Source organism: Jeotgalibaca sp. MA1X17-3 (assembly GCF_021513155.1).
In the GTDB taxonomy this organism is placed as follows: domain Bacteria; phylum Bacillota; class Bacilli; order Lactobacillales; family Aerococcaceae; genus Jeotgalibaca.
Genome location: NZ_CP090983.1, coordinates 1,379,516 through 1,400,136, shown reverse-complemented (window position 1 = coordinate 1,400,136; position 20,621 = coordinate 1,379,516). Strand labels below are relative to the sequence as shown.

21 protein-coding genes and 1 pseudogene are annotated in these 20,621 nt (G+C 34.1%); 8 read left to right on the top strand and 14 right to left on the bottom strand.

The window, feature by feature from the left end; translation table 11 throughout:
- Positions 1-114 precede the first annotated feature (114 nt).
- From LZ578_RS06990 to LZ578_RS06975, 4 genes are all read left to right on the top strand, one after another.
- Positions 115-879 (top strand): Sir2 family NAD-dependent protein deacetylase, encoded by a 765-nt coding sequence (locus LZ578_RS06990; RefSeq protein WP_235144476.1) that lies wholly within the window; start codon positions 115-117, stop codon positions 877-879.
- Positions 880-1,176: 297 nt separating this feature from the next.
- Complete coding sequence (locus LZ578_RS06985; protein WP_235144475.1) at positions 1,177-1,863, top strand: SatD family protein; 687 nt, start codon at positions 1,177-1,179, stop codon at positions 1,861-1,863.
- Positions 1,864-2,613 (top strand): DUF3307 domain-containing protein, encoded by a 750-nt coding sequence (locus LZ578_RS06980; RefSeq protein ID WP_235144474.1) that lies wholly within the window; start codon positions 1,864-1,866, stop codon positions 2,611-2,613.
- Between the two features lie 122 nt (positions 2,614-2,735).
- Positions 2,736-3,764, top strand: coding sequence for a M42 family metallopeptidase (locus tag LZ578_RS06975; protein ID WP_235144473.1), 1,029 nt, complete (start codon positions 2,736-2,738; stop codon positions 3,762-3,764).
- A gap of 608 nt (positions 3,765-4,372) precedes the next feature.
- On the opposite strand, the gene coaBC is transcribed toward LZ578_RS06975, so the two are convergent.
- The 6 genes from coaBC to trpX form a co-directional block, all read right to left on the bottom strand.
- Positions 4,373-5,578, bottom strand: coding sequence for a bifunctional phosphopantothenoylcysteine decarboxylase/phosphopantothenate--cysteine ligase CoaBC (gene coaBC, locus LZ578_RS06970; RefSeq protein WP_235144472.1), 1,206 nt, complete (start codon positions 5,576-5,578; stop codon positions 4,373-4,375).
- 425 nt (positions 5,579-6,003) lie between these two features.
- Positions 6,004-6,276 carry an OsmC family protein gene (locus LZ578_RS06965; protein ID WP_235144471.1) on the bottom strand — a complete coding sequence of 91 codons (273 nt, stop codon included), beginning with the start codon at positions 6,274-6,276 and terminating at the stop codon, positions 6,004-6,006.
- Positions 6,269-6,859, bottom strand: coding sequence for a xanthine phosphoribosyltransferase (locus tag LZ578_RS06960; RefSeq protein WP_235144470.1), 591 nt, complete (start codon positions 6,857-6,859; stop codon positions 6,269-6,271). Before LZ578_RS06960 ends, LZ578_RS06965 begins: the two co-directional genes overlap by 8 nt.
- A gap of 135 nt (positions 6,860-6,994) precedes the next feature.
- Positions 6,995-7,789, bottom strand: coding sequence for an ABC transporter ATP-binding protein (locus LZ578_RS06955; RefSeq protein WP_235144469.1), 795 nt, complete (start codon positions 7,787-7,789; stop codon positions 6,995-6,997).
- A 1-nt stretch (position 7,790) separates the two neighbouring features.
- Entirely contained in the window at positions 7,791-8,726 is a 936-nt protein-coding gene (locus LZ578_RS06950) for an ABC transporter permease (protein WP_235144468.1), read from the bottom strand.
- A gap of 32 nt (positions 8,727-8,758) precedes the next feature.
- Complete coding sequence (gene trpX, locus LZ578_RS06945) at positions 8,759-9,769, bottom strand: tryptophan ABC transporter substrate-binding protein (protein WP_235144467.1); 1,011 nt, start codon at positions 9,767-9,769, stop codon at positions 8,759-8,761.
- Between the two features lie 706 nt (positions 9,770-10,475).
- Here trpX and LZ578_RS06940 point away from each other — a divergent pair.
- On the top strand, positions 10,476-12,179 hold the full coding sequence (locus LZ578_RS06940; protein ID WP_235144466.1) for an NFACT RNA binding domain-containing protein: 1,704 nt from the start codon (positions 10,476-10,478) through the stop codon (positions 12,177-12,179).
- Between the two features lie 43 nt (positions 12,180-12,222).
- On the opposite strand, the gene pyrE is transcribed toward LZ578_RS06940, so the two are convergent.
- The 5 genes and pseudogenes from pyrE to lspA form a co-directional block, all read right to left on the bottom strand.
- Entirely contained in the window at positions 12,223-12,858 is a 636-nt protein-coding gene (gene pyrE, locus LZ578_RS06935) for an orotate phosphoribosyltransferase (protein WP_235144465.1), read from the bottom strand.
- 4 nt (positions 12,859-12,862) lie between these two features.
- Complete coding sequence (gene pyrF / locus LZ578_RS06930) at positions 12,863-13,576, bottom strand: orotidine-5'-phosphate decarboxylase (protein WP_235144464.1); 714 nt, start codon at positions 13,574-13,576, stop codon at positions 12,863-12,865.
- Positions 13,577-13,594: 18 nt separating this feature from the next.
- Positions 13,595-14,142 (bottom strand): annotated as a pseudogene (gene pyrR, locus LZ578_RS06925) (bifunctional pyr operon transcriptional regulator/uracil phosphoribosyltransferase PyrR).
- 172 nt (positions 14,143-14,314) lie between these two features.
- On the bottom strand, positions 14,315-15,220 hold the full coding sequence (locus LZ578_RS06920; RefSeq protein ID WP_235144463.1) for an RluA family pseudouridine synthase: 906 nt from the start codon (positions 15,218-15,220) through the stop codon (positions 14,315-14,317).
- 13 nt (positions 15,221-15,233) lie between these two features.
- Positions 15,234-15,701: a signal peptidase II gene (gene lspA, locus LZ578_RS06915; protein WP_235144462.1), complete on the bottom strand. Its 468-nt coding sequence runs from the start codon at positions 15,699-15,701 to the stop codon at positions 15,234-15,236.
- 217 nt (positions 15,702-15,918) lie between these two features.
- On the opposite strand from lspA, the gene LZ578_RS06910 reads away from it, so the two are divergent.
- The 3 genes from LZ578_RS06910 to LZ578_RS06900 are packed head-to-tail and all read left to right on the top strand — an operon-like array spanning position 15,919 to position 18,623.
- Positions 15,919-16,548: a YkyA family protein gene (locus tag LZ578_RS06910; protein ID WP_235144461.1), complete on the top strand. Its 630-nt coding sequence runs from the start codon at positions 15,919-15,921 to the stop codon at positions 16,546-16,548.
- 14 nt (positions 16,549-16,562) lie between these two features.
- Positions 16,563-17,399, top strand: a complete 837-nt coding sequence (locus LZ578_RS06905) for a polysaccharide deacetylase family protein (RefSeq protein WP_235144460.1) — start codon at positions 16,563-16,565, stop codon at positions 17,397-17,399.
- A 3-nt stretch (positions 17,400-17,402) separates the two neighbouring features.
- Positions 17,403-18,623, top strand: coding sequence for a putative glycoside hydrolase (locus LZ578_RS06900; RefSeq protein WP_235144459.1), 1,221 nt, complete (start codon positions 17,403-17,405; stop codon positions 18,621-18,623).
- Positions 18,624-18,728: 105 nt separating this feature from the next.
- Here the strand turns inward: LZ578_RS06900 and LZ578_RS06895 are convergent, their stop codons facing one another.
- From LZ578_RS06895 to LZ578_RS06885, 3 genes are all read right to left on the bottom strand, one after another.
- Complete coding sequence (locus LZ578_RS06895) at positions 18,729-18,920, bottom strand: hypothetical protein (RefSeq protein WP_235144458.1); 192 nt, start codon at positions 18,918-18,920, stop codon at positions 18,729-18,731.
- 190 nt (positions 18,921-19,110) lie between these two features.
- Positions 19,111-19,830, bottom strand: a complete 720-nt coding sequence (locus tag LZ578_RS06890; RefSeq protein ID WP_235144457.1) for an amino acid ABC transporter ATP-binding protein — start codon at positions 19,828-19,830, stop codon at positions 19,111-19,113.
- The gene (locus LZ578_RS06885) at positions 19,811-20,599 is read right to left on the bottom strand and encodes an amino acid ABC transporter permease (protein WP_235144456.1); all 789 of its coding nucleotides are present in this window, start codon (positions 20,597-20,599) and stop codon (positions 19,811-19,813) included. The genes LZ578_RS06890 and LZ578_RS06885 overlap by 20 nt, the downstream gene beginning before the upstream one ends.
- Positions 20,600-20,621 lie beyond the last annotated feature (22 nt).

Genomic DNA, 20,621 nt, shown 5'->3' with positions numbered 1-20,621 from the left:
AATGAAATTTGCTGGGTTTTTACAATTGAAATGTTAAACTTGCTACTATAATGGAAGTTTCTTATACTACAGATAGGTTATATGAATTCTACGAGAAACGTAAGGAGCAAAAAAATGACTGATATAGATAACCAATCAGCAATAAAACAATTAGCAGGATATATGAATGAAGCAAATATCATTTGTTTCTATGGCGGGGCGGGCACAAGTACAGAAAGTGGCATTCCTGACTATCGTTCAAAGCATGGTATTTGGACGATGATGGAGGAGAACGAACAAAATCCACTTTATTTTGCTAACGCAAAGAGAATAAAAGAAAATCCGGCAGCTTTTTTTAATAGAAGAAAAAAGCCAGGACTTAGACCAGAACCAAATGTAGGACATCTCGTTCTGGCAAATTTAGAAAAACAAGGAAAAGATATTCGAGTCATTACTCAAAACGTAGATGGTATGCATCAATTAGCTGGTCATCGATTTGTTTTAGAGCTCCATGGGAACCATAGAAATTGGTATTGTATGGAATGTGGACGCATTTATAAATATGATGAAGTTGAATATGATCAACACGGCGTCCCACGTTGTTATGTTGATTCAGGAATTGTACGCCCAAGTGTTGTTTATTTTGGAGAAAATGCAAACCGTGAAACGGTTGAAAAAAGCAAACACACCCTCAAAGTTAGTGATTTATTAATTATTGCTGGAACATCACTTTCAACACCATTAGCTACCCGACTAGTTCAATTATTCGAAGGAAAGCATGTTGTGATTATTAATCGTGATCCATTAGATATCCAGCCATTACGTACTGATTTATTTATTCAACGATCTGTAGGGGAAGTTTTAAAAGAAGTTCAACCATATATACATACAAATAAATAAGGAATGAACCCTTTTCAAGAAATTTGCTAAGAAATAGGAAAGAGACTAGAATTTATGTGAACTGCCCCCTGTCTACTTGACAGGGGGCAGTTCAATGTCCTAGCTCTTTTTTTATTTACGAAAGAAAGAGATTATAGAAAAAATGGCTATGTATTTGAGTTATGCTTTTAGAATTGAATCCAAAAGCATATGCTTGGAAATATCTTGAATAGATATAAAGTAAATGATTCGCTTCAAGGTGAATTATATGTTAAGATTCACTTAGAGACGAATCAAAATTAATAAAGGAGGGAGAATATGACAAAAAAAGAGCAAGAGCCCTTGTATGCAGCCATTATAGGTGATATCAAAGATTCTCGTAAAATTTTAGATAGAAAAAATGTACAAGAGAAATTTCATTCTGTTTTACAAAAAATAAATGAAAAGTATGCAGAGGATATCGCTTCTGAATTCCTGATTACTTTAGGTGATAGTTTCCAAGGTCTGCTAAAAAACAAAAAAGTAATTTTTAATATTATTTTTGAAATCGAATTGGCGATGGCACCCGTTTCCTTCCGATTTGGTATTGGCTTAGGTACGATTAGTACGGAAATTCAACGAGATAATTCGATGGAAATGGATGGTTCTGCCTACCACCGTGCAAGAAAAATGATTGAAACCGTTGAAGAAAATGAGAAAAAATATACACAAAGTGAGACCAATACGATGATCCTTTCCGGAGAAGGCAATCAACAAACAGATCAGCTGTTGAATACCATCTTATCTTTGGCAACGGCATTGAAATCCAAGTGGTCTGAACGACAAAGAGAAATTATTTATGCATATTTTATACAGGAAGAAAATCAGTATAAGACTGCAGAAACTCTGGGGATTGGGCAATCGAGCGTGAATAAAGCTCTGAATATAGCGAAGTACTATACTTATAAAACGGCATTGCTAAACGCTAGTAACTTTTTATCTCCAAATTGTAAGGAGGGAGATTAAGTGGGCAAGGATGTATGGTTACTATTGTTTATTGGGCATGTCTTAGGTGACTTTTACTTACAGTCTTCATCATTAGCTACATTAAAAGAAATATCTGCTAAGAAATTAGGACTCCATTGTTTTTTCTATTTAGTTGCTATGATAGGAGTAACGCTACCTATTTTTAATTGGTCCTTACTTAGTATCGTTATAGTTCTTTCAGTCCTACATACCGTGATTGATGGTCTAAAATTCTTACTTACAAACCATGTCTCTATTAAAAAGGATAAAAATGCTACAGTTTTTCTAGCAAATCAAGGATTACATATCCTTGTCTTACTTCTAGCAGCTAGCTATATCAAGATATATCCAATAGAAACAAACTATATTACTGGAGTAAAATTTTTAATAAATACGTTTAACGTGGATATGGAGCATTTTTTATCATGGATATTAATTTTGCTGCTATTAGTACGACCTTGTAGCATTATCATAAAAAAAGTGTTGAATCGCTATCGACCACGGAATGAGGAAGAACGGGAAGAGGGCGTACCTAATGCCGGAGCATTGATTGGGGTTTTAGAACGTTTATTTATCCTGCTAATGCTGTCTGTTAACCAATTCACTGCTATTGGATTTGTTTTAACAGCTAAGTCTATTGCGAGGTACAATAAGATTTCAGAAAATCCACAATTTGCAGAGTATTATCTCTTAGGAACTCTCATGAGCACCTTGCTGATTATTATTAGTTACTTTCTAATTCTCTTATGATTTGTCCTAGAAAATCAGTGTGGCACATATATGACGAATAAAGGTATAATAGAAGAGAAAAAGAAAGAAGAAACGGTATCTGATGTTTTTTCTTTCATATCGCAAAGGAGTGTCACATATTTATGTTTAAAAAAGAAGCAACCATTTCATTTTTAGAAGAATTACTTTCCATTAACAGCCCATCAGGTTATACAACAAATGCTATCGATTTTTTAAGAGAAACAATTGAAGCAATTGGTTACGAAACAATAAGTACACCTAAAGGAAACTTGATTGTTCATGTAGATGGAAAGGATCGTCATCAAACTCGTGGTTTAAGCGCGCACGTTGATACGTTAGGATTAATGGTCCGTTCCATCAAGAGTGATGGAACATTAGCTTTAACTAAATTAGGTGGTCCATTAACACCAACACTAGATGGTGAGTACTGCGAAATCATTACACGAGATGGAAAAATTTATACAGGAACAATCTTATCCACTTCACCTTCTATCCACGTATTCAAAGATGCAGCTACAAAGGAACGTGATGTAGATAATTTAATTGTTAAAATCGATGAACGTGTAAAAAATGAAGAGGATGTAAAAAATCTTGGTATCCAGAATGGTGATATCATTGCCTATGATCCTAAAACGATGGTAACCGATTCTGGTTTCATCAAATCTCGATTTTTAGATGATAAAGCTTCCGTAGCCATTCTAGTAAGCATTTTAAAAATGTTGAAAGAAGAGGGCGTAGTGCCGGCTACAAATTTGAAGTTCATTTTTTCAACATATGAAGAAGTGGGACATGGAGCTTCTTGGATTCCTGAAGATATCACCGAACTCTTAGCTGTTGATATGGGATGTATTGGACTTGATTTAGACTGTACAGAATATGATGTATCCATTTGTGCTAAAGATTCATCTGGTCCTTATGATTACGAAATGACAACACGCTTAATTAATTTTGCTAAGAACAAAGAATTAGATTTCGCTGTTGATATTTATCCAATGTATGGAAGTGATGCTTCCGCAGCACTAAGAGGAGGCGCAAATATTAAAGCAGCACTTATTGGACCAGGAGTTGCAAGCAGCCATGGCATGGAACGTACTCATATAGACGCGATCGAAAACACTTTTCACTTAATTCAAGAATATATTCAAAATTAATTTTATATAAGGTATTCTAAAGACCTCTTAATCGAGGTCTTTTTTGTGTTCTCCAAATATCTACTAAGAACAATCGCACTCAAGTTCCCTTAAGCAACCATTTGATTTAATTATGAATAATAAGTATTTAAAAAATTATGAGCATTTGTTATATTAGTGGCTTCACTTATATTGATTATCTAACAAACGTTCCTATCAAAACATAAAGACGATATGAAAGAGAAAAAAATGGGCTATCTAGAATCAATTTAGGCCAATGTGGTATTTTAATCATGTATTCCTAATAATTCGGACTGATCAAGCCGTACAAACATTCTTTGTCGGTTGAATTTCACAACTAATACACGATAACGATGTTAAATAAATTTTAGAGTATGAAAGAGTCCCAATAAGAGAAGAGACTGTTAACTTTAGAGATGTTCACTTTTATATATATTCTAGTTTACATAATATATATTATACTAAGTTATGTATTCGAAATAGCTACCTATTGAATTACTCATTTAGATCGTTTTTAAGCAAAAAATCCCAAAAATATCAGTAATTTCTACTACTCAACTAAAATTACTATTTTCGGGATTTTTATATCTTAATATTTATAAATATAATTATTTTTCGTTTATTGTCTTTATAGCTATCTTTAAAATATCAAAAGCAATTTCATCTTTTGATTTTAAATCAATTGCTATGGGTTCTCTGTCTGGTTGAAAAATAATTACTTCATTTGTATCTGCATTAAATCCTGCATCTTGTTTAGATACATCATTTGCTACTATCATATCTGCTTTTTTACGAACTAACTTATCCATAGCATATTTTTCTAGATCATTTGTTTCTGCTGCAAACCCTATTAAAAATTGTCTCTTCTTATCTTTACCCATACCAGCTAAGATATCTGGATTCTTTTCAAGAACCAATTCTAAATCATCTGATGACTTTTTGATCTTTTGAGTTGATTGCTCTTTTGATCGATAATCTGAAACAGCTGCAGCCATGATAACAATATCTGCTGTTTCATAATGTTTTAGCATCTGTTCTTGCATATCTCTGGCACTCTCTACTGCAATAAATGTAACTCCGAACGGTTGTTCGATACTAGATGCTGATACCAAAGTAACTTGGGCGCCTAAGTTTCTTGCTACAGTAGCTAAGCTATACCCCATTTTACCCGACGAATCATTTGTAATATATCGAACGGGATCAATTCTTTCTTTTGTTCCCCCTGCTGCTATAATCACTTTTTTATTTTTTAGTGGAAGTGACTCATCTCGCTCAATCAACAAAGAAGTAGCTGCTTCTACAATCTTATAAGGATCTGGCATACGCCCCTTCCCTTCGTATCCTTCTGCTAGAAAACCGGTATCGGGATCTAGAATAGTATCGCCATACGATTGAAGTTTTTTTAGATTAGATTGCGTTGCTGGATGTTCCAACATATTTACATTCATTGCAGGTACAATTAATTTAGGTGCTGTAATTGCTAATAAGGTTGTAGAGCTCATATCATCTGCAATGCCATTTGCCATTTTAGCAATCATATTCGCAGTAGCCGGAGCAATCACTGTTAAGTCAGTTGAATCAGCTAAATGAATATGAGAAACAACTTCAGCATCTTGTTCATCAAATGTATCTGTATATACTTTATTCTTGGATAAAACTTGCAATGTTAAAGGGGAAATAAACTTTTGAGCATTGTCAGTCATTACAACTCGAACAACTGCTCCTGCTTTAATAAACTGTCTCGTTAATTCGGCAGCTTTATAAGAAGCGATTCCGCCCGTAATAAATAAGGTAATTCTTTTATTATGTAGCATATAGTTTCCTCCTTAGTCTTTCATTGGATAATTAGTAGCATTGTTATACCTATGAGAAGAAGGTAAATTAGCTATCTCTGGATAGTAGGTCCCAGCATCATGTTCCTTTATGCCATCTAGTCTTGTATTCCATGATCTTACCCACTCACCTTGATCATCGCTTAAAACAAACTAAATATTTTGTTTGTTCATGATTGATCCTCCAATATTCTATTTGAAACTCTAGTATAATTTTAGCATACATAAAATAAATAACTGGAATATTCAATAAAAAAAGTACCATTTAAATAAATGGTACTGCCTGTAAGGTAACATATTCATAGTTCCCGATAATTTTTGAGACAGGACAACGACGATGAGCACTTGTTAATAGTTGTTCTGTTTTTTCAAGAGGGAAACCTTCAATGGAAGCGAATACTTTTAAATCAAAATAAATTCCTGAAATTTTTTTTCTTTTTTAAATCTACATGAACTACTACTTTACTTTTTGCGGGTGTTCCTCTTCCTTTTAATAAAGATTGAATCGTTGCATTCAAACAGGTTGCCCAAGAAAGCCCCAATAATTCTTCTGGATTCGTACCTTTCTGTGGCGAGGTGACACTACTAACTTGTACAGATAAACCATCCCTAACAAAAGCTGTTCCTGATATCCCATCTTCATTAATCATTTCAGCATGAAATAAACTGTCTTTACTCATCTAGTTCTTTTTCTTCGACAAACTGAACTTCGTTATTTTTTAGACTAGCTACTCTTGCTAAAGATTCGATTCTGATCCCAGTTTCTTCTATCCAAATTCTTCCTTTTTGGAATGATTTTTCAATAACGATTCCAATTCCTACAACCGGTGCATTTGCACTACTACAAATAGATAGTAAACCAGCAATTGCTTGACCATTTGCAAGAAAATCATCAATCAATAAAATTTTATCATCAGAATTTAAAAAATCTTTAGAAACAGATATTTCATTCGATTCTTGTTTTGTAAATGAATAAACAGTTGTTGTGTACATATTATCTTGTAAGGTCAGACTTTTATTTTTCTTTCCAAATAATACTGGGAGATCTAAAGCTAATCCAGCAAATACTGCAGGTGCAATTCCAGATACTTCCATGGTCAAAATCTTAGTTGCCCCTGAATCCTTAAATAGGCGAGCAAATTCATTTCCAATTTCTTGCATGAGTTTTGGATCAATCTGATGATTTAAAAAACTATCTACTTTGAGTACATCCCCATCTAAAACAATACCACTTTCGCGAATTCTATCTTCAAGCACCTTCATCTGTTCATTCTCCTTTGTTTTTCATGTTTATATCTTAACATTAAACAACAATATTTGAAATATGTAAAGTTTTAGATAATAAAAAACCACTCTATGTTTCATAAAGTGGTTGTAGAAATATATTTAATTTTTAGTTTAAACAAGGATATCTTGAACAGTAAGGGCCTGTAGTTCAGAAAAAAGAGATTCAGTAGTTAACTTTTCTTTTTCAGCTTCATTATAATCATTTACGATTCTTCCGTGATGCAAAACCAGCATTCGATTTCCATAAGTGATAGCATCTTGTAAATTATGAGTAATCATAATACTAGTTAGTCCCATTTCTCTTACTTTTTTGTCCGTTAGTTCTAGAACTAAGCGTGCAGTTTTCGGATCTAGGGCAGCCGTATGTTCATCTAAGAGAAGAATATCTGGACGCTTTAAGGTTGCCATTAGGAGAGCAATAGATTGTCGCTGTCCACCCGAAAGTAAACCAATCTCTGAATTCATTCTATTTTCTAAACCTAGACCTAAGCTTTTCAACTGTTCTTGAAAAAGTTTTCTTTCTTCTTTTGATGATCCATAACGTAATTTTCTAGCTTGACCTCTTCGATAAGCTAATGATAAATTTTCTTGAACACTCATACTAGGTGCAGTTCCCATTTTAGGATCTTGAAATACCCTACTGATGTAAGGTGCTCTTTGATTTTCATGTAGGAACGTAATATCTTTTTGATTGACTCTAATCATTCCTGAATCCGGAAGAAATTGTCCAGAAATCGCATTTAAAAGAGTAGACTTTCCAGCGCCATTTCCTCCGACTAGAGTGATAAAATCTCCTTTTCGAACATCCAAATTGATATCAGATAATGCTTTTACTTCATTGATCGAACCAGGATAAAAAGTTTTGTAAACATCTGTAAGCTCAAGGATTGTATTTGCATTAGACATTTTATTTCACTCCTTCATCAGGTATTTTTTTAGTTGCAACTCGAGTCTGTTTAGATAGTTTTTTTCGATATTGCCGTACGTAGAAAAGTTCTTTTATTTTTGGTAGAGCTAAGAAAATTGCTAGTAAAATTGCTGATATTAGTTTGAAGTCGTTTGGATTTAATCCTGCTTCCAGAACCAAAACCATAATAATACGGTACAAGATTGAACCAATTGCTAAAGAACCAACACGAATAACAAAGGACGTATGAGAAAATAAAACTTCTCCGATGATAATGGAAGCTAAACCAATAACAATTGCCCCAATTCCCATTTGAATATCGGCATATCCATTGTTTTGAGCAATTACTGCACCCGCAAGTGCAATAATCCCATTTGACATCATCAATCCGATTGTTTTCATGATATTAGTAGAAATTCCTAATGAACGTGCCATTTCCTGATTGTCACCTGTTGCAATCAAAGCTTGACCAAATTCTGTTTTAAAGAATAGCGTATAGATGAATATAATCACTCCAACTACTATGGCTCCAACAAGAATGGTATCCATATTCCTTGGTAAGTTCCATTTTTTGATTCCACTATAAATGGTTTCCATTCCTAGTAAATTGATGTTTGCTTTACCCATGACTCGTAAATTCACAGAATATAATCCCGTCATAGTCAAAATTCCTGCTAATAGACTAGGAATATTTAATTTTGTAATTAAAAACCCAGTAACACCACCAGCTATTGCTCCTGCTACAATGGCAACCAATACGGATACAAAAGGATTCAATCCTAACGTAATACATTGGACTCCTACTGCACCTCCCAATGTAAACGTACCTTCCGTTGACATATCAGCTATATTTAGTACTCGGAAGCTTACATACAACCCTAGCGCTAAGAGACTCCAAATTAGTCCTTGGGCTAAAGCAGAAATTATCATGTTCATGTTGGTCCCTCTTTCTGTGTCGGTTTATCTTTTTATTTGATGATCGCACTCTCTCTGATATCATCGGATATTTCAATGTTAAGTTGTTCTGCTTTTGCTTCATTTAAAATAATTTCAATTTCATCTGGAAACTGGATGGAATAATCAGAAGGATTAGCACCTTCTAAAATATCAACAGTAACTTTTCCAGTTTGAATTCCAATACTATATTGATTTAAACCTACACCAGCTAATCCGCCCTGTTCTACCATAGTATCTACTGATGGGAATACAGGAATCGAATATCCATCTGTTACAGAAACAAGTGAAGCGATACTTGTTGCAATCGTATTATCTGTTGGTACCCAGATAGCCTCCACTTCTTTTGCTAATGATTCTGCAGTCTGTGGAACATCATTCGCTGAGCTAACTGTTTTCGTAACTACAGTTAGACCTAATGACTCTGCTACTTTTTTAGCTTCATTAGCGGAACTAGCAGAGTTGTCTTCACTGGATGAGTATATGAAGCCAACTGTTTTCAAATCTGGTAATAACTTTAACATTAAGTCAAATTGTTGCTCTATCGGTAATTTATCACTTACTCCAGTAATGTTTTTACCAGGAACTTCAAGTGAATCTACTAAATTAGCCTGAATGGGATCAGTAATAGCTCCCATGATGATTGGAATTTCATCCGTAACATTTACAAGTGCTTGTGCTGCGGGGGTCGCGATTCCAACCATGACATCGGCATCATTGGACAAGAAGCGTTCAGCAATTGATTGCATATTGGCTTGATCACCTTGAGCGTTTTGAAAGTCAATTGTTGCTGTTTCTCCATCGACATATCCAGCTGTCTCCAATTGATCAATGATTCCTTCTGTAATTGCATCTAATGCAGGATGAGAGGTTAGCTGAAGGATCCCAATATAAGTTAGGTTCTCAGTAGTCTCAGATTCTTGAATTGTTTCACTAGATTGAGAATCCAAATTTGCAGTAGTAGCACACCCGCTTAAAACTAATAAACTAATCGCACCTAATAAATATGTTTGTAATTTTTTCATGACAATTCCTCCTGTAAAATCTATTTTTTTGTAAAAAAATAAAGCTGCCATCTGAATAACTCAGGGGGCAGCTTCAAATAGAAACCGCCACATAGACTATGATGTTTTGTCTATGTGGCAATAGATTATTTACAGTATTCCACACAGATACATTCAGATAGCTCTGAGGTTGTATCTGTGGACAATTATTATGTCAACAAGATCAACCTACTATGTGGCTTTGCCAATAAAAGTTAGTAAAGTTTAGTACTTGTGTTTGCTTTGACATAATAACCGCTCCTTTTCAAATCGATATCTATATACTAACTAAGGAAATTGAAAATGTCAAGGAGTATATTATAAAAAGATGAGAAAGACTGTTTTCAATACACAAACAGCTTCTCTCATCTTTTTATATAGAACCTAATTTTTAATCATCATTCATAAAGGTAGAGAACTTCCAATCCCTTGCATTTAAAATCCCCCCGGTAATCTAGATACACGAAAATATTAAAAAGGAAGTTCACTTTCATAAAAGACAATCCCTTTATATATTCAATTATAAGTTATAATTCAATACGATGTAAGGATAATCGATATCATATTTGGAGGTAAAAAGTGAATATTTGGCAAGTTTGATGTATAGACGCCGAAATCAACCTTTTCTTCCTTCTCAAAAAATATGTTACAATATAGAAATGATAGAAATGAAAAAGGAGGCGAAAATATGTCATATGATGGAATTTTTACTCATGTCATTGTAGACGAATTAAACGCTAATTTGAAAGATGGCCGGATTTCCAAAATATATCAGCCTTTTCAAAATGAAATTTTAATGACCATTCGTTCAAATCGAAAAAATAAAAAACTTTTGCTTTCTGCTCATCCTTCTTATGCAAGAATACAGTTAACAGAAGAAGCGTTATCCAATCCAGAGTTTGCACCAAACTTTTGCATGTTTTTGCGAAAAAATATTGAAGGAGCAACGATCCAAGAAATTAATCAGCTTGGAAATGATCGAATTGTTATTTTTAAAATTCGGAAATTTGATGAAATCGGAGATCTTAAACACCTATTACTGATTGTGGAATTAATGGGAAGACACAGTAATATATTTTTGATAAACGAAGAAACAAATGTCATCATGGATTGTTTAAAACATGTTCCCTTTTATCAAAATACCTATCGGGCGATTCATCCTGGTGCAGAATATGTCCTGCCACCACACCAAAATAAATTAAATCCTTTTGATATGGATAAAGATGAAGGAATAGAACGATGGGAACAATCCCTCGATTTAGGGAGTCCCATCAAACGAATTCAAACCATTTTTCAAGGATTAGGAAAAGACAGTGCTAAAGAGCTCCTTCATTTAATGGATTCAAATGGAAATCAACTTCCAAAAGCATTGTCTATTTTCAAAGATTCCGTTCTAGAAGGACCGCCTACCCTTATTACTGATGAAAAAGGAAAGCAATCGTTTACACCTTATGCTTACGACACTGCAGAAGGAACAAGGCTTGCTTTTGATAGTCCTAGTGAGATGTTAGATACCTATTATGTTGAGAAAGCAACTACAGATAGAATTCGTCAAGTAGCTTCTGACTTATTAGGGATTATTCGAACCGAAATTCAAAAAAATAAATTAAAAACAAAAAAATTAGAACAAAGCCTTTTAGATAGTGAATCTGCAGACTTATACAAAGTGAAAGGAGAAGTTCTAACTGCTTATTTGTATCAAGTTGAAAAAGGGGCTTCTACCGTTACACTACCTAATTTTTATGAGGAAGAAAATCCAATTACCATTGATTTGAATCCTTCTCGGTCTGCTTCTCAGAATGCTCAGAAATATTTTTCGAAATATCATAAATTAGTAAATTCAGTTAAATACATTCAAGATCAATTACAAAAAACAAAAAAAGAAGATCATTATCTAGAAACTCTCGAAACTCAAATTATTTTATCAGACCCTCAAGACTTACAAGAAATAAGAGAAGAATTAAAAGATTCTGGCTATCTTAAATCAAAAAAGACAGGGAAAAAGAAAAAGATAAAAGCTAGCAAGCCCTATCATTTTCGCTCTACAGAGGGAGTAGATATTCGAGTGGGTAAAAATAATATTCAAAATGACCAGTTAACTCTTAAAACTGCAAGAAAAAATCATATTTGGTTGCATGCGAAGGATATCCCTGGCTCTCACGTAATAGTAGAAGATCCAGAACCTTCTGAACAGACTCTACAAGAAGCTGCGATTATTGCTGCTTACTATTCAAAATTTCAACAGTCTGCTAATGTACCTGTAGATTATGTTGCGGTTAAGCATGTACATAAGCCAAATGCCGCAAAACCTGGTTTTGTTATTTATACGGGACAAAAAACACTATTTGTTGACCCGTCCAAAGAACTCGTTGAACAATTAAAAGTAAAATAAACAAAAAACGTTCCTCTAAAAAAGGAACGTTTTTTGTATTCTATTAAATGATTGGCTGCCAATTTTCAGGGGCTTTACTCCAATTAATAAGCAATTCAAATTCTGCTTTACTAATATACTCTTCTCTTTGTGCAACTTCTAATAATGTAGAGTAGTTGGATAGACAGTGTAATTCAAATCCTGATGTTGCAAAATTATTTTTCCCTAATGCCATTTCATATGTGAAGATGGCAACACATCCCAAAACGTTCGCGCCAGCTTCTTCTGTAGCTTTTGAAGCTTCAATGACACTTCCACCTGTGGAAATTAAATCTTCAATGAGTACCACCTTTTGGCCGTTTTCAAGCCGACCTTCTACCTGATTTGTTTTTCCATGTTCTTTTGCCTTGCTTCGGATATAAATCATTGGTAAATCTAAAATTTGAGCTACAAATGCGGCATGAGGAATACCAGCTGTAGCGGTTCCCGCAATCACTTCTACATCGGGATATTTTTCTTTAATTAAATTTGCTAACGAAAGAGCAATTTTTTTTCGAACAGACGGTACACTGATAGTAATGCGATTATCACAATAGATTGGACTTTTAATTCCTGATGCCCATGTATAAGGTTTGGTAGGACTTAGGGTCACAGCTTTAATATCCAATAACGCTTTTGCTACTTCTTCAGATATATTCATGTTTTTATTTTTCTCCATTCCATTGTTGTTTTATTTCTAAGTAAGCGCTAAGAGGATCTATTGCTTGCGTAATGGGTCGTCCGACTACAATATAGGAAGAACCCAACTCTTTAGCTAGTTCAGGTGTTGCAACTCGTTTTTGATCCCCATAGACACTACCGGATGGACGAATTCCTGGAGTTATACAAAGAAAATTGGACGAGGTACTTTTTTGAATAAGTTCAGCCTCCCATGCGGAGCATACAACTCCATCTAGACCTGCACGTTTACTCACCTGTGCATAATGAATGACACTTTCCATCAAACTACTTTGGATGAGTTGCTCTTGATGCATCATTTCTTCTGTGGTCGAAGTTAATTGTGTAACGGCTATTAGTTTAGGCACTTCTGCATGAGTGGGAGTGCCATCCATAATTCCTGTTTTAGCTGCCTTCATCATTTCTGATCCACCTGCAGCATGAACGTTAATCATGTCAATATCTAAAGCTGCTAGACCTTTCATAGCTCGATAGACTGTATGCGGAATATCATGAAGTTTTAAATCTAAAAAAATTTGATGTCCTAAGTCTTTAATCCATCGTACAACTTCAGGACCATTTTGATAGTATAGTTCCATCCCCAATTTTACATATAAAGATTCATCTTGGAACAGCTGTAAAAAATCTTTTGTTTCTTCGACCGTTGAAAAGTCTAACGCTACAATCGGTTTGTCATTCATAACGTACCCTCCTTTTCCTTATATCCCCTTAACAAGTGTTACTTGTTCTTTTCCATCTACTTCTTGTAATTGGACAGATATTTGTTCAGTAATAGCAGTTGGAATATTCTTACCTACGTAATCTGCTTTAATAGGGAGTTCTCTATGACCACGATCAATCAAAATAGCAACCGTAATTCGCTTTGCTCTTCCTAAATCCATAATCGCATCCATTCCAGAACGAATGGTTCTTGCTGTAAACAGTACATCATCCACGAGAACAACGTGTTTTCCTTCAATTGAAAAAGGAATGGTTGTTTTATTTAATACGGGGTTACCATCTCCTGCATAATGTTTATCATCTCTATATAATGTAATGTCTAACTCTCCTACTGGTACTTCAATACCTTCGAAGTCTTTCATCTTTTGAGCAATCCGTTCTGCTAAAAGATTCCTCTCGTACGAATTCCAACAAGTACAAGATTCTTTGTTCCACCATTCTTTTCTAATATTTCATGAGTAATCCTTGTTAAAGCACGTTTCATCGCAGCATCATCCATAATTCCAATTTCTTCTCTCATATTCATTCTCCTTTTTTATAAATAAATAGATAAAAACCCTTACGCAAGAAGCATAAGGGTTCCATTTCCACATAAGAGTGGCTTGAATGTGGGACCTTATAGCCTCTCTGGACTATTTTAAAGGTATTCATGATTTCATTAAGAGTAATCATAATCAAATGAAAGGAGACTGTCAATTCTATTCGGCTAATTCGCGTAATTTATTTTCGAAATAATCTGGCAGAGGTGCTTGAAATTTCATCCATTCATTTGTAACTGGATGAAGGAACCCCAAAGTATCCGCATGAAGAAACTGTCCTTGCTTATGAACCGTTTCAAAGGGTCCATACATCGGATCACCTAAAAGTGGGTGGCCAATATAGACCATATGAACACGAATTTGATGGGTTCTTCCCGTTTCTAAACGGAGTTTCAGTAAGGTGAATTTCTGGAATTCTTCTATTCGTGTAAAGTGCGTGATCGCAGGCTTTCCTTCTTTTGCTACCGTCCGTTTCAATCGATTGTTTTGCATTCTGCCAATAGGTGCATCTATTGTCCCCTCTTCATGTTGAACATTCCCATGGACTAGTGCTGTGTATTGTCTCTCGATGGTATGATCATGAAATTGGTCCGCTAATTTTTGGTGTGCAGTATTATTTTTAGCAATAACCAATAGTCCCGATGTATCTTTATCAATGCGATGAACAATCCCCGGTCTAATATAAGCCGTTCCCTCTGAAAGTTCATTCACATGAAAGAGTAACGCATTTACGAGAGTTCCACTTACGTGACCTTTTGAAGGGTGTACGACCATACCTGATGGTTTATTAACTACCAAAACAGATTCATCTTCAAAGATAATATCTAACGGAATATTCTCTGATTCCATTTTTAATGGTTCTTCTTCTGGTTCTTCTAAGACGATGCAATCACCAGGGTTTACTTTGTAGTTTACTTTTACTTGTTTGTTATTAATTAAGATATGTCCTTGTTTTATCCAAGATTGAATTTGAGATCGCGTATATTTTTCAAGAAGTTCCGCAATAACTTTGTCAACACGCCCTGTTTCATTTTGAATATGAAGGATGATCTTTTCTGGTTTCACTCGTATAGCCTCCTTACTTTTCTGAAAGTCCTTTTTCTTTTCCTTCTATAAATAAAATATAAATAATCATCAAAAATACTCCCACTGTTAGGCAAATGTCCGCTATATTAAAAATAGGGAAATTCATAAAATCAATTCGGATCATGTCTACTACAAATCCATTTAACATTCGGTCAATGAAATTACCTAATGCTCCAGCTAAGATAAGCGAAAAACTCCACCCTACTAGTTTACTATCTGTTTTATATTTATGAAAGGAGTAAATCATATAACCCACAACGAAAATGGTAACGAGAAAGAAAAAGAAAATTCTTCCTTCAAAGATCCCCCAAGCTGCCCCTCTATTCTGAATGTAAAATAATGAAAGGATACCTGAAATTAATTCTTGCTCTCCATATAATTCAAAATTTTGCACAATAAACCATTTACTCAACTGATCAATCGCAATCAATAAAATTGCTATCAAATAATATACAATCATTTTGTTCCCTCTTTCATGTTCACTTTTTTACCTCCTCTATTGTAAACGAAATAAGACAAAACAAAAAGGCTCAAGTTCTTTCAGTGTGATTTCTAATAATGTTAGCTCGTCAGAAAGATACTAAAAGCATATCGTCTTTTACATCTGTTGATTATATGCATAGTGTTGCAGTATAATTGTGAAGTGTGGCAAATATATCTAAGAAGGAGTTATGGTTTTGAAAAAGAACTTTAAATGGTTAATTGTGGTAGGCAGTATTTTGTTGGCTGGTTGTACAAATCAAATTCAAAATGTTCAAAAAGAAGTAGATTTAGTTTCTTCAGAAAAAGAAGAAATCGTTGTTTCGTTAAATACCATTCAAAATAAAGAAATGGAAATTCAAGGGGATTTTGATGAGTCTCTTTTGACTGATGCAGAACTAAAGAATTTCCAAGATGAGTCTGCACTTGTATTTGAAAATGTTGAGAGTCGAGAAGAAGAAGTTCAAAAACTAAAAAAGGTTCTTGAAGAAGTACAAACAGACGTAGAAGATTTAAACGCTTTTGAGGAAGAGTCTCTCCCGTTAGAACAAATTTCATCTCTTACTCAAACCATAGAAGAAATCAACAAAATCATGGATGCTTATATTTCAACTTATGAAAATCAATTATCAGAAGAAAAAGTTGTTTTCCAATCTCTTGGAGAAGAGGAAGCTGATTTTGATACTTTATATAACGGAGTAGATTCTCTTAATGAGATGAGCGATCAAAACTTAGAGTCTCTTCGCCCATTAGCTGACTTATTTAATCAATTTGACGAACAAGTAAACCAATTATCGGAATCATTAACCGAAGAAACTGAAAAGTGAAAGGAGAATACATAATGAAATTTAAAAAAACAATAACTACCATTCTATCTCTAGCCATTCTTTCTGGATGTACAAGTGGAGCAACTGGCTCTGAGAATGCTACTGAAAAAGAATCTTCTATCACGAGTGAAGAAGTAGAAAATTCCTCTACGATTGCAAGCAGTTCTCAAGAATCTGAGAAAAAAGAACCGGTTGTGTATGAATATCAAATAAATCCTGATATTTTTACAGTACAACCTATTCATGATGCTAATTCAAAAGTAGCTTTATTAACCTTTGATGATTCTCCTCAACCACCAGACAGTTATACGATTCAAATTGCTGAGACCGTACAGAGTAAAAATGCAAATGCTATTTTCTTTGTAATGGGTCAGTTCTTAGAAGAACAGAATGCAAAAGATATTATTCGTACGGTCTACGATATGGGATTTGAAATTGGAAATCATTCCTACTCTCATCCGAGCTTTCATGACCTTTCCTATGAAGAGCAACTAGAAGAAATCACAAGTACCAATCAGTTAGTAGAAGAAATTACTGGAGAAAAGCCTCGTTTCTTACGGGCTCCTTATGGTCAATATAATGAAGATACCAAGAACATTTTGGACCAAGAAGGAATGACGATGATGAACTGGACCTACGGATATGACTGGGTTGAAGAATATATGAATGCCACTGCTTTGGCAGATATAATGGTCGATTCAGAATTTCTTGGTGATGGCGCGAACTTGTTGATGCATGATCGGAAATGGACGGCAGAAGCTATAGGAGATATTATGGATGGCTTACGTGAAAAAGGCTATGAATTTGTAGATCCAACCGTAATTGCTTCACCGGAAAGAGAGGTTGAATAATTCATGTATACAAAATGGAAACAAATAACAACTGGCCTACTGACTGTTCTCGTTTTATCTTCATCCACATCTATTTTTGCTAGTGAAAGTGGAACTGATGAAAGTGCGGTAAAAACACCTACTACTTTGACTTTACGAGAAAACAAATTTTTAGAAGCTCCTGATATGGGAGATTTACCAAAGAAATTTTATTATGATAGTGGAATTGAGATTGCTTATCCAGAAGATGGAGTAAAAGGAATATACTTAACTTCCTATTCGGCAGGTAATCCTAATAAAGTAGAAGAATTACTTTCCTATATGGACGGAAATAACTTAAACTCCATGGTAATAGACATTAAAGATGATACTGGACATGTCACTGCTGATTTTGAATCAGAAAATGAACATATTCAAAAAAATACGGTTGATTACATTGATGATATGGATGGTCTTTTAAAACGATTGGAAGAAAAACAAATTTATCCAATCGCGCGGATTGTCGCTTTTAAAGATAGTCTGCTTGCTGAAAATCAACCTGAAATGTCCTTCCGCTATCCTGATGGAAGAGTTTGGAAAGCAGGAAATGGAGAAGCTTTTATTAACCCATTCTTGAAAGAAACATGGGACTATGCTGTAAATGTAGGTATTGAAGCTGCAAAAGCAGGTTTTAAAGAAATTCAATTTGACTATGTTCGTTTTCCTGAAGGTTTTGAAGTATGGGGTTCTGATTTAGTTTATGAAATGGGAGATTATGCAACTCAAGATACCGATGATGTAACCAAACGAGTGGATGCAATTACAGATTTTGTTGAATACGCACATGAGAAACTATTACCTTATGGCGTAGATGTTTCTGTAGATATCTTTGGTTATGCTGCCACAGTTCCGGAAGCACCTGGTATTGGTCAAAACTTTAGCCAGATATCAAATCATGTAGATGTCATTTCCTCCATGATTTATCCTAGTCACTGGGGTGCTTCTTATTTTGGAATTGATCGTCCGGATTTACATCCGTATGAATTGGTAGATGAATATATGAAGGTCGAACTACCATTACTTGATTCTCTAGAGCGTACACCTGTAACACGCCCGTGGTTACAAGATTTTACGGCTTCCTATCTTGGGGCTGGATATTATCAGAATTACGGTTCTGCTCAAGTAAAAGCCCAAGTTCAAGCATTAAATGATCATGGTGTTACGGAGTTCCTTTTATGGAATGCTGCAAATGAATATACGTATTAATAGAATATGGTAACCGTATAATACTCAACTAAAGAAACCCAAAAATTAGATTTTCAGTCTAATTTCTGGGTTTCTTTTATTTTTATTTTTTAATGAAACTATATTTTATATAAATAATTGTAAACAACCCGCTATAATAGCAATTGTTAGAACAATTTTACTTCCTAAATCAAATTGTTTGAATCCTATTTTTGTAATAAAAGCTATAATTGATAAAACGCCAAAAAATATTGCTATCATTTTTCTCTCAATAAAATTAGATGGAAGAGATGAAAAAACAATAAAAGCTAATGTCAAGGCTAATCCTACATTTGCTATAAAAATACTAAAATCTGATTTACTTTTTTTCTATATAATAAAATTTGTAATACGATTGCTAAAAATATTAAACTAAGAAAAATAATTGCTAGTACACTTAATGCCAAAGTGACCTCTCCTTTTAAAATTATTTGTTGATACTTTTTATACTCCACTCTATTAATTATTATCACTCAGTTAAAAATTGTTTAAGAACAGGTTTAGTATTTTCTCCAAAGAACTTTTCTTTTCTTCCATGTTCTTCAATTCTTCCGTTTAAAATGAAAATAAAATAGTCACAAGAATTTTTAGCAAACGACATCTCATGTGTTACTAAAATTAAGTCTTTTTGATCATCACTAAGTGACTTAATCGTTTGGGTAATACTTTTAGTGAGACTAGGATCAAGTGCTGAAGTGGGTTCATCCAGTAACAAAAATTGTGGATCAAACGATAGTGCTCTTGCAATCGCGACACGTTGTCGTTGTCCTCCTGATAATTGAAAAGGTAACTTATCTTTATGTTCGCTTAAATCAAACTTTTCAAATAATTTTATACTTTTGTCAATTGCTGTTTTTTTATCTATATGATGAACTTTTTCTAACGGAATTACTAAATTTTGAGTTGCGGTCATATGTGGAAATAAATTATACGACTGAAAAACCATTCCAACCGTTTTTCGATATTCCTGAAGATATTCTTCTTCAAAAATAATCTCTTTCCCATTCACAATTACTTGACCAGAATCCGGCTTTTCCAAACCAGCTAAAATTCGCAGTAAGGTTGTTTTCCCCCCGCCAGATGCCCCTACGATGGCTAAAGCGTGAACGTCATCAATTTCCAAGTCTAAATGATCTAGGACTATTTCACCCTCAAAACTTTTTGTTAAATTATTTATTTTGAGTTTCATAGCTAAACTTCCTTTCCAGTTTTCTTGAAATAATTGATATAGGGAATGTAATCAACAAATACCCCACCGCTAATATAATGTAGTTCTCATAGGTTCTAAAATTGATAGCTGTGATTTCTTGAATCTTTAATGTAAATTCACTCACTGCAATAACCGATAGCAAAGATGAATCTTTTACTAAAGAAGACAACTGCCCCGTTAAGGATGGTAGGATCCTTTTAAAGACTTGAGGAAAGATTACATAGCGATATTTTTGAAATGTTGTAAATCCAACCGCACGAGCTGTTTCATGTTGAGATTCCTCAATACTTTCAATTCCAGCCCGGATAATTTCACTGACATAGGCACTGGAAAAGATTGCTAGAATTAAAATTCCAATAAAATAGCGATTTTCAATTCCAAAAGCGGGTGTAATAATATAAAAGAAAAAAATGATTTGAACTAAAAAAGGCGTGCCTCTTATGATTTCGACATAAGATTTGCTTAAGTATTGTAAAATTAAAAGCTTGCTACTATTAAAAAACGTCAGGAGAGAACCTAAGATTACAGAAACAATCATGGCAAAGAACGTAATAATTAGGGTCATTTTATATCCATCAAATATTTTTCCAATATATGGTATTAACGTTTCCCATTTCATCGTATAACCGTCCAATGTAAATCTATAAAACAGATAAAAAATCAAAAAAAGAAATGCCATGTTGAATACTTTCTTATAAATCGAAGTTTCTTCTCCATCACTAACAAAGATAGATAGAATTTTTTTCATATTGTCCCCTCTTCTAAATAAT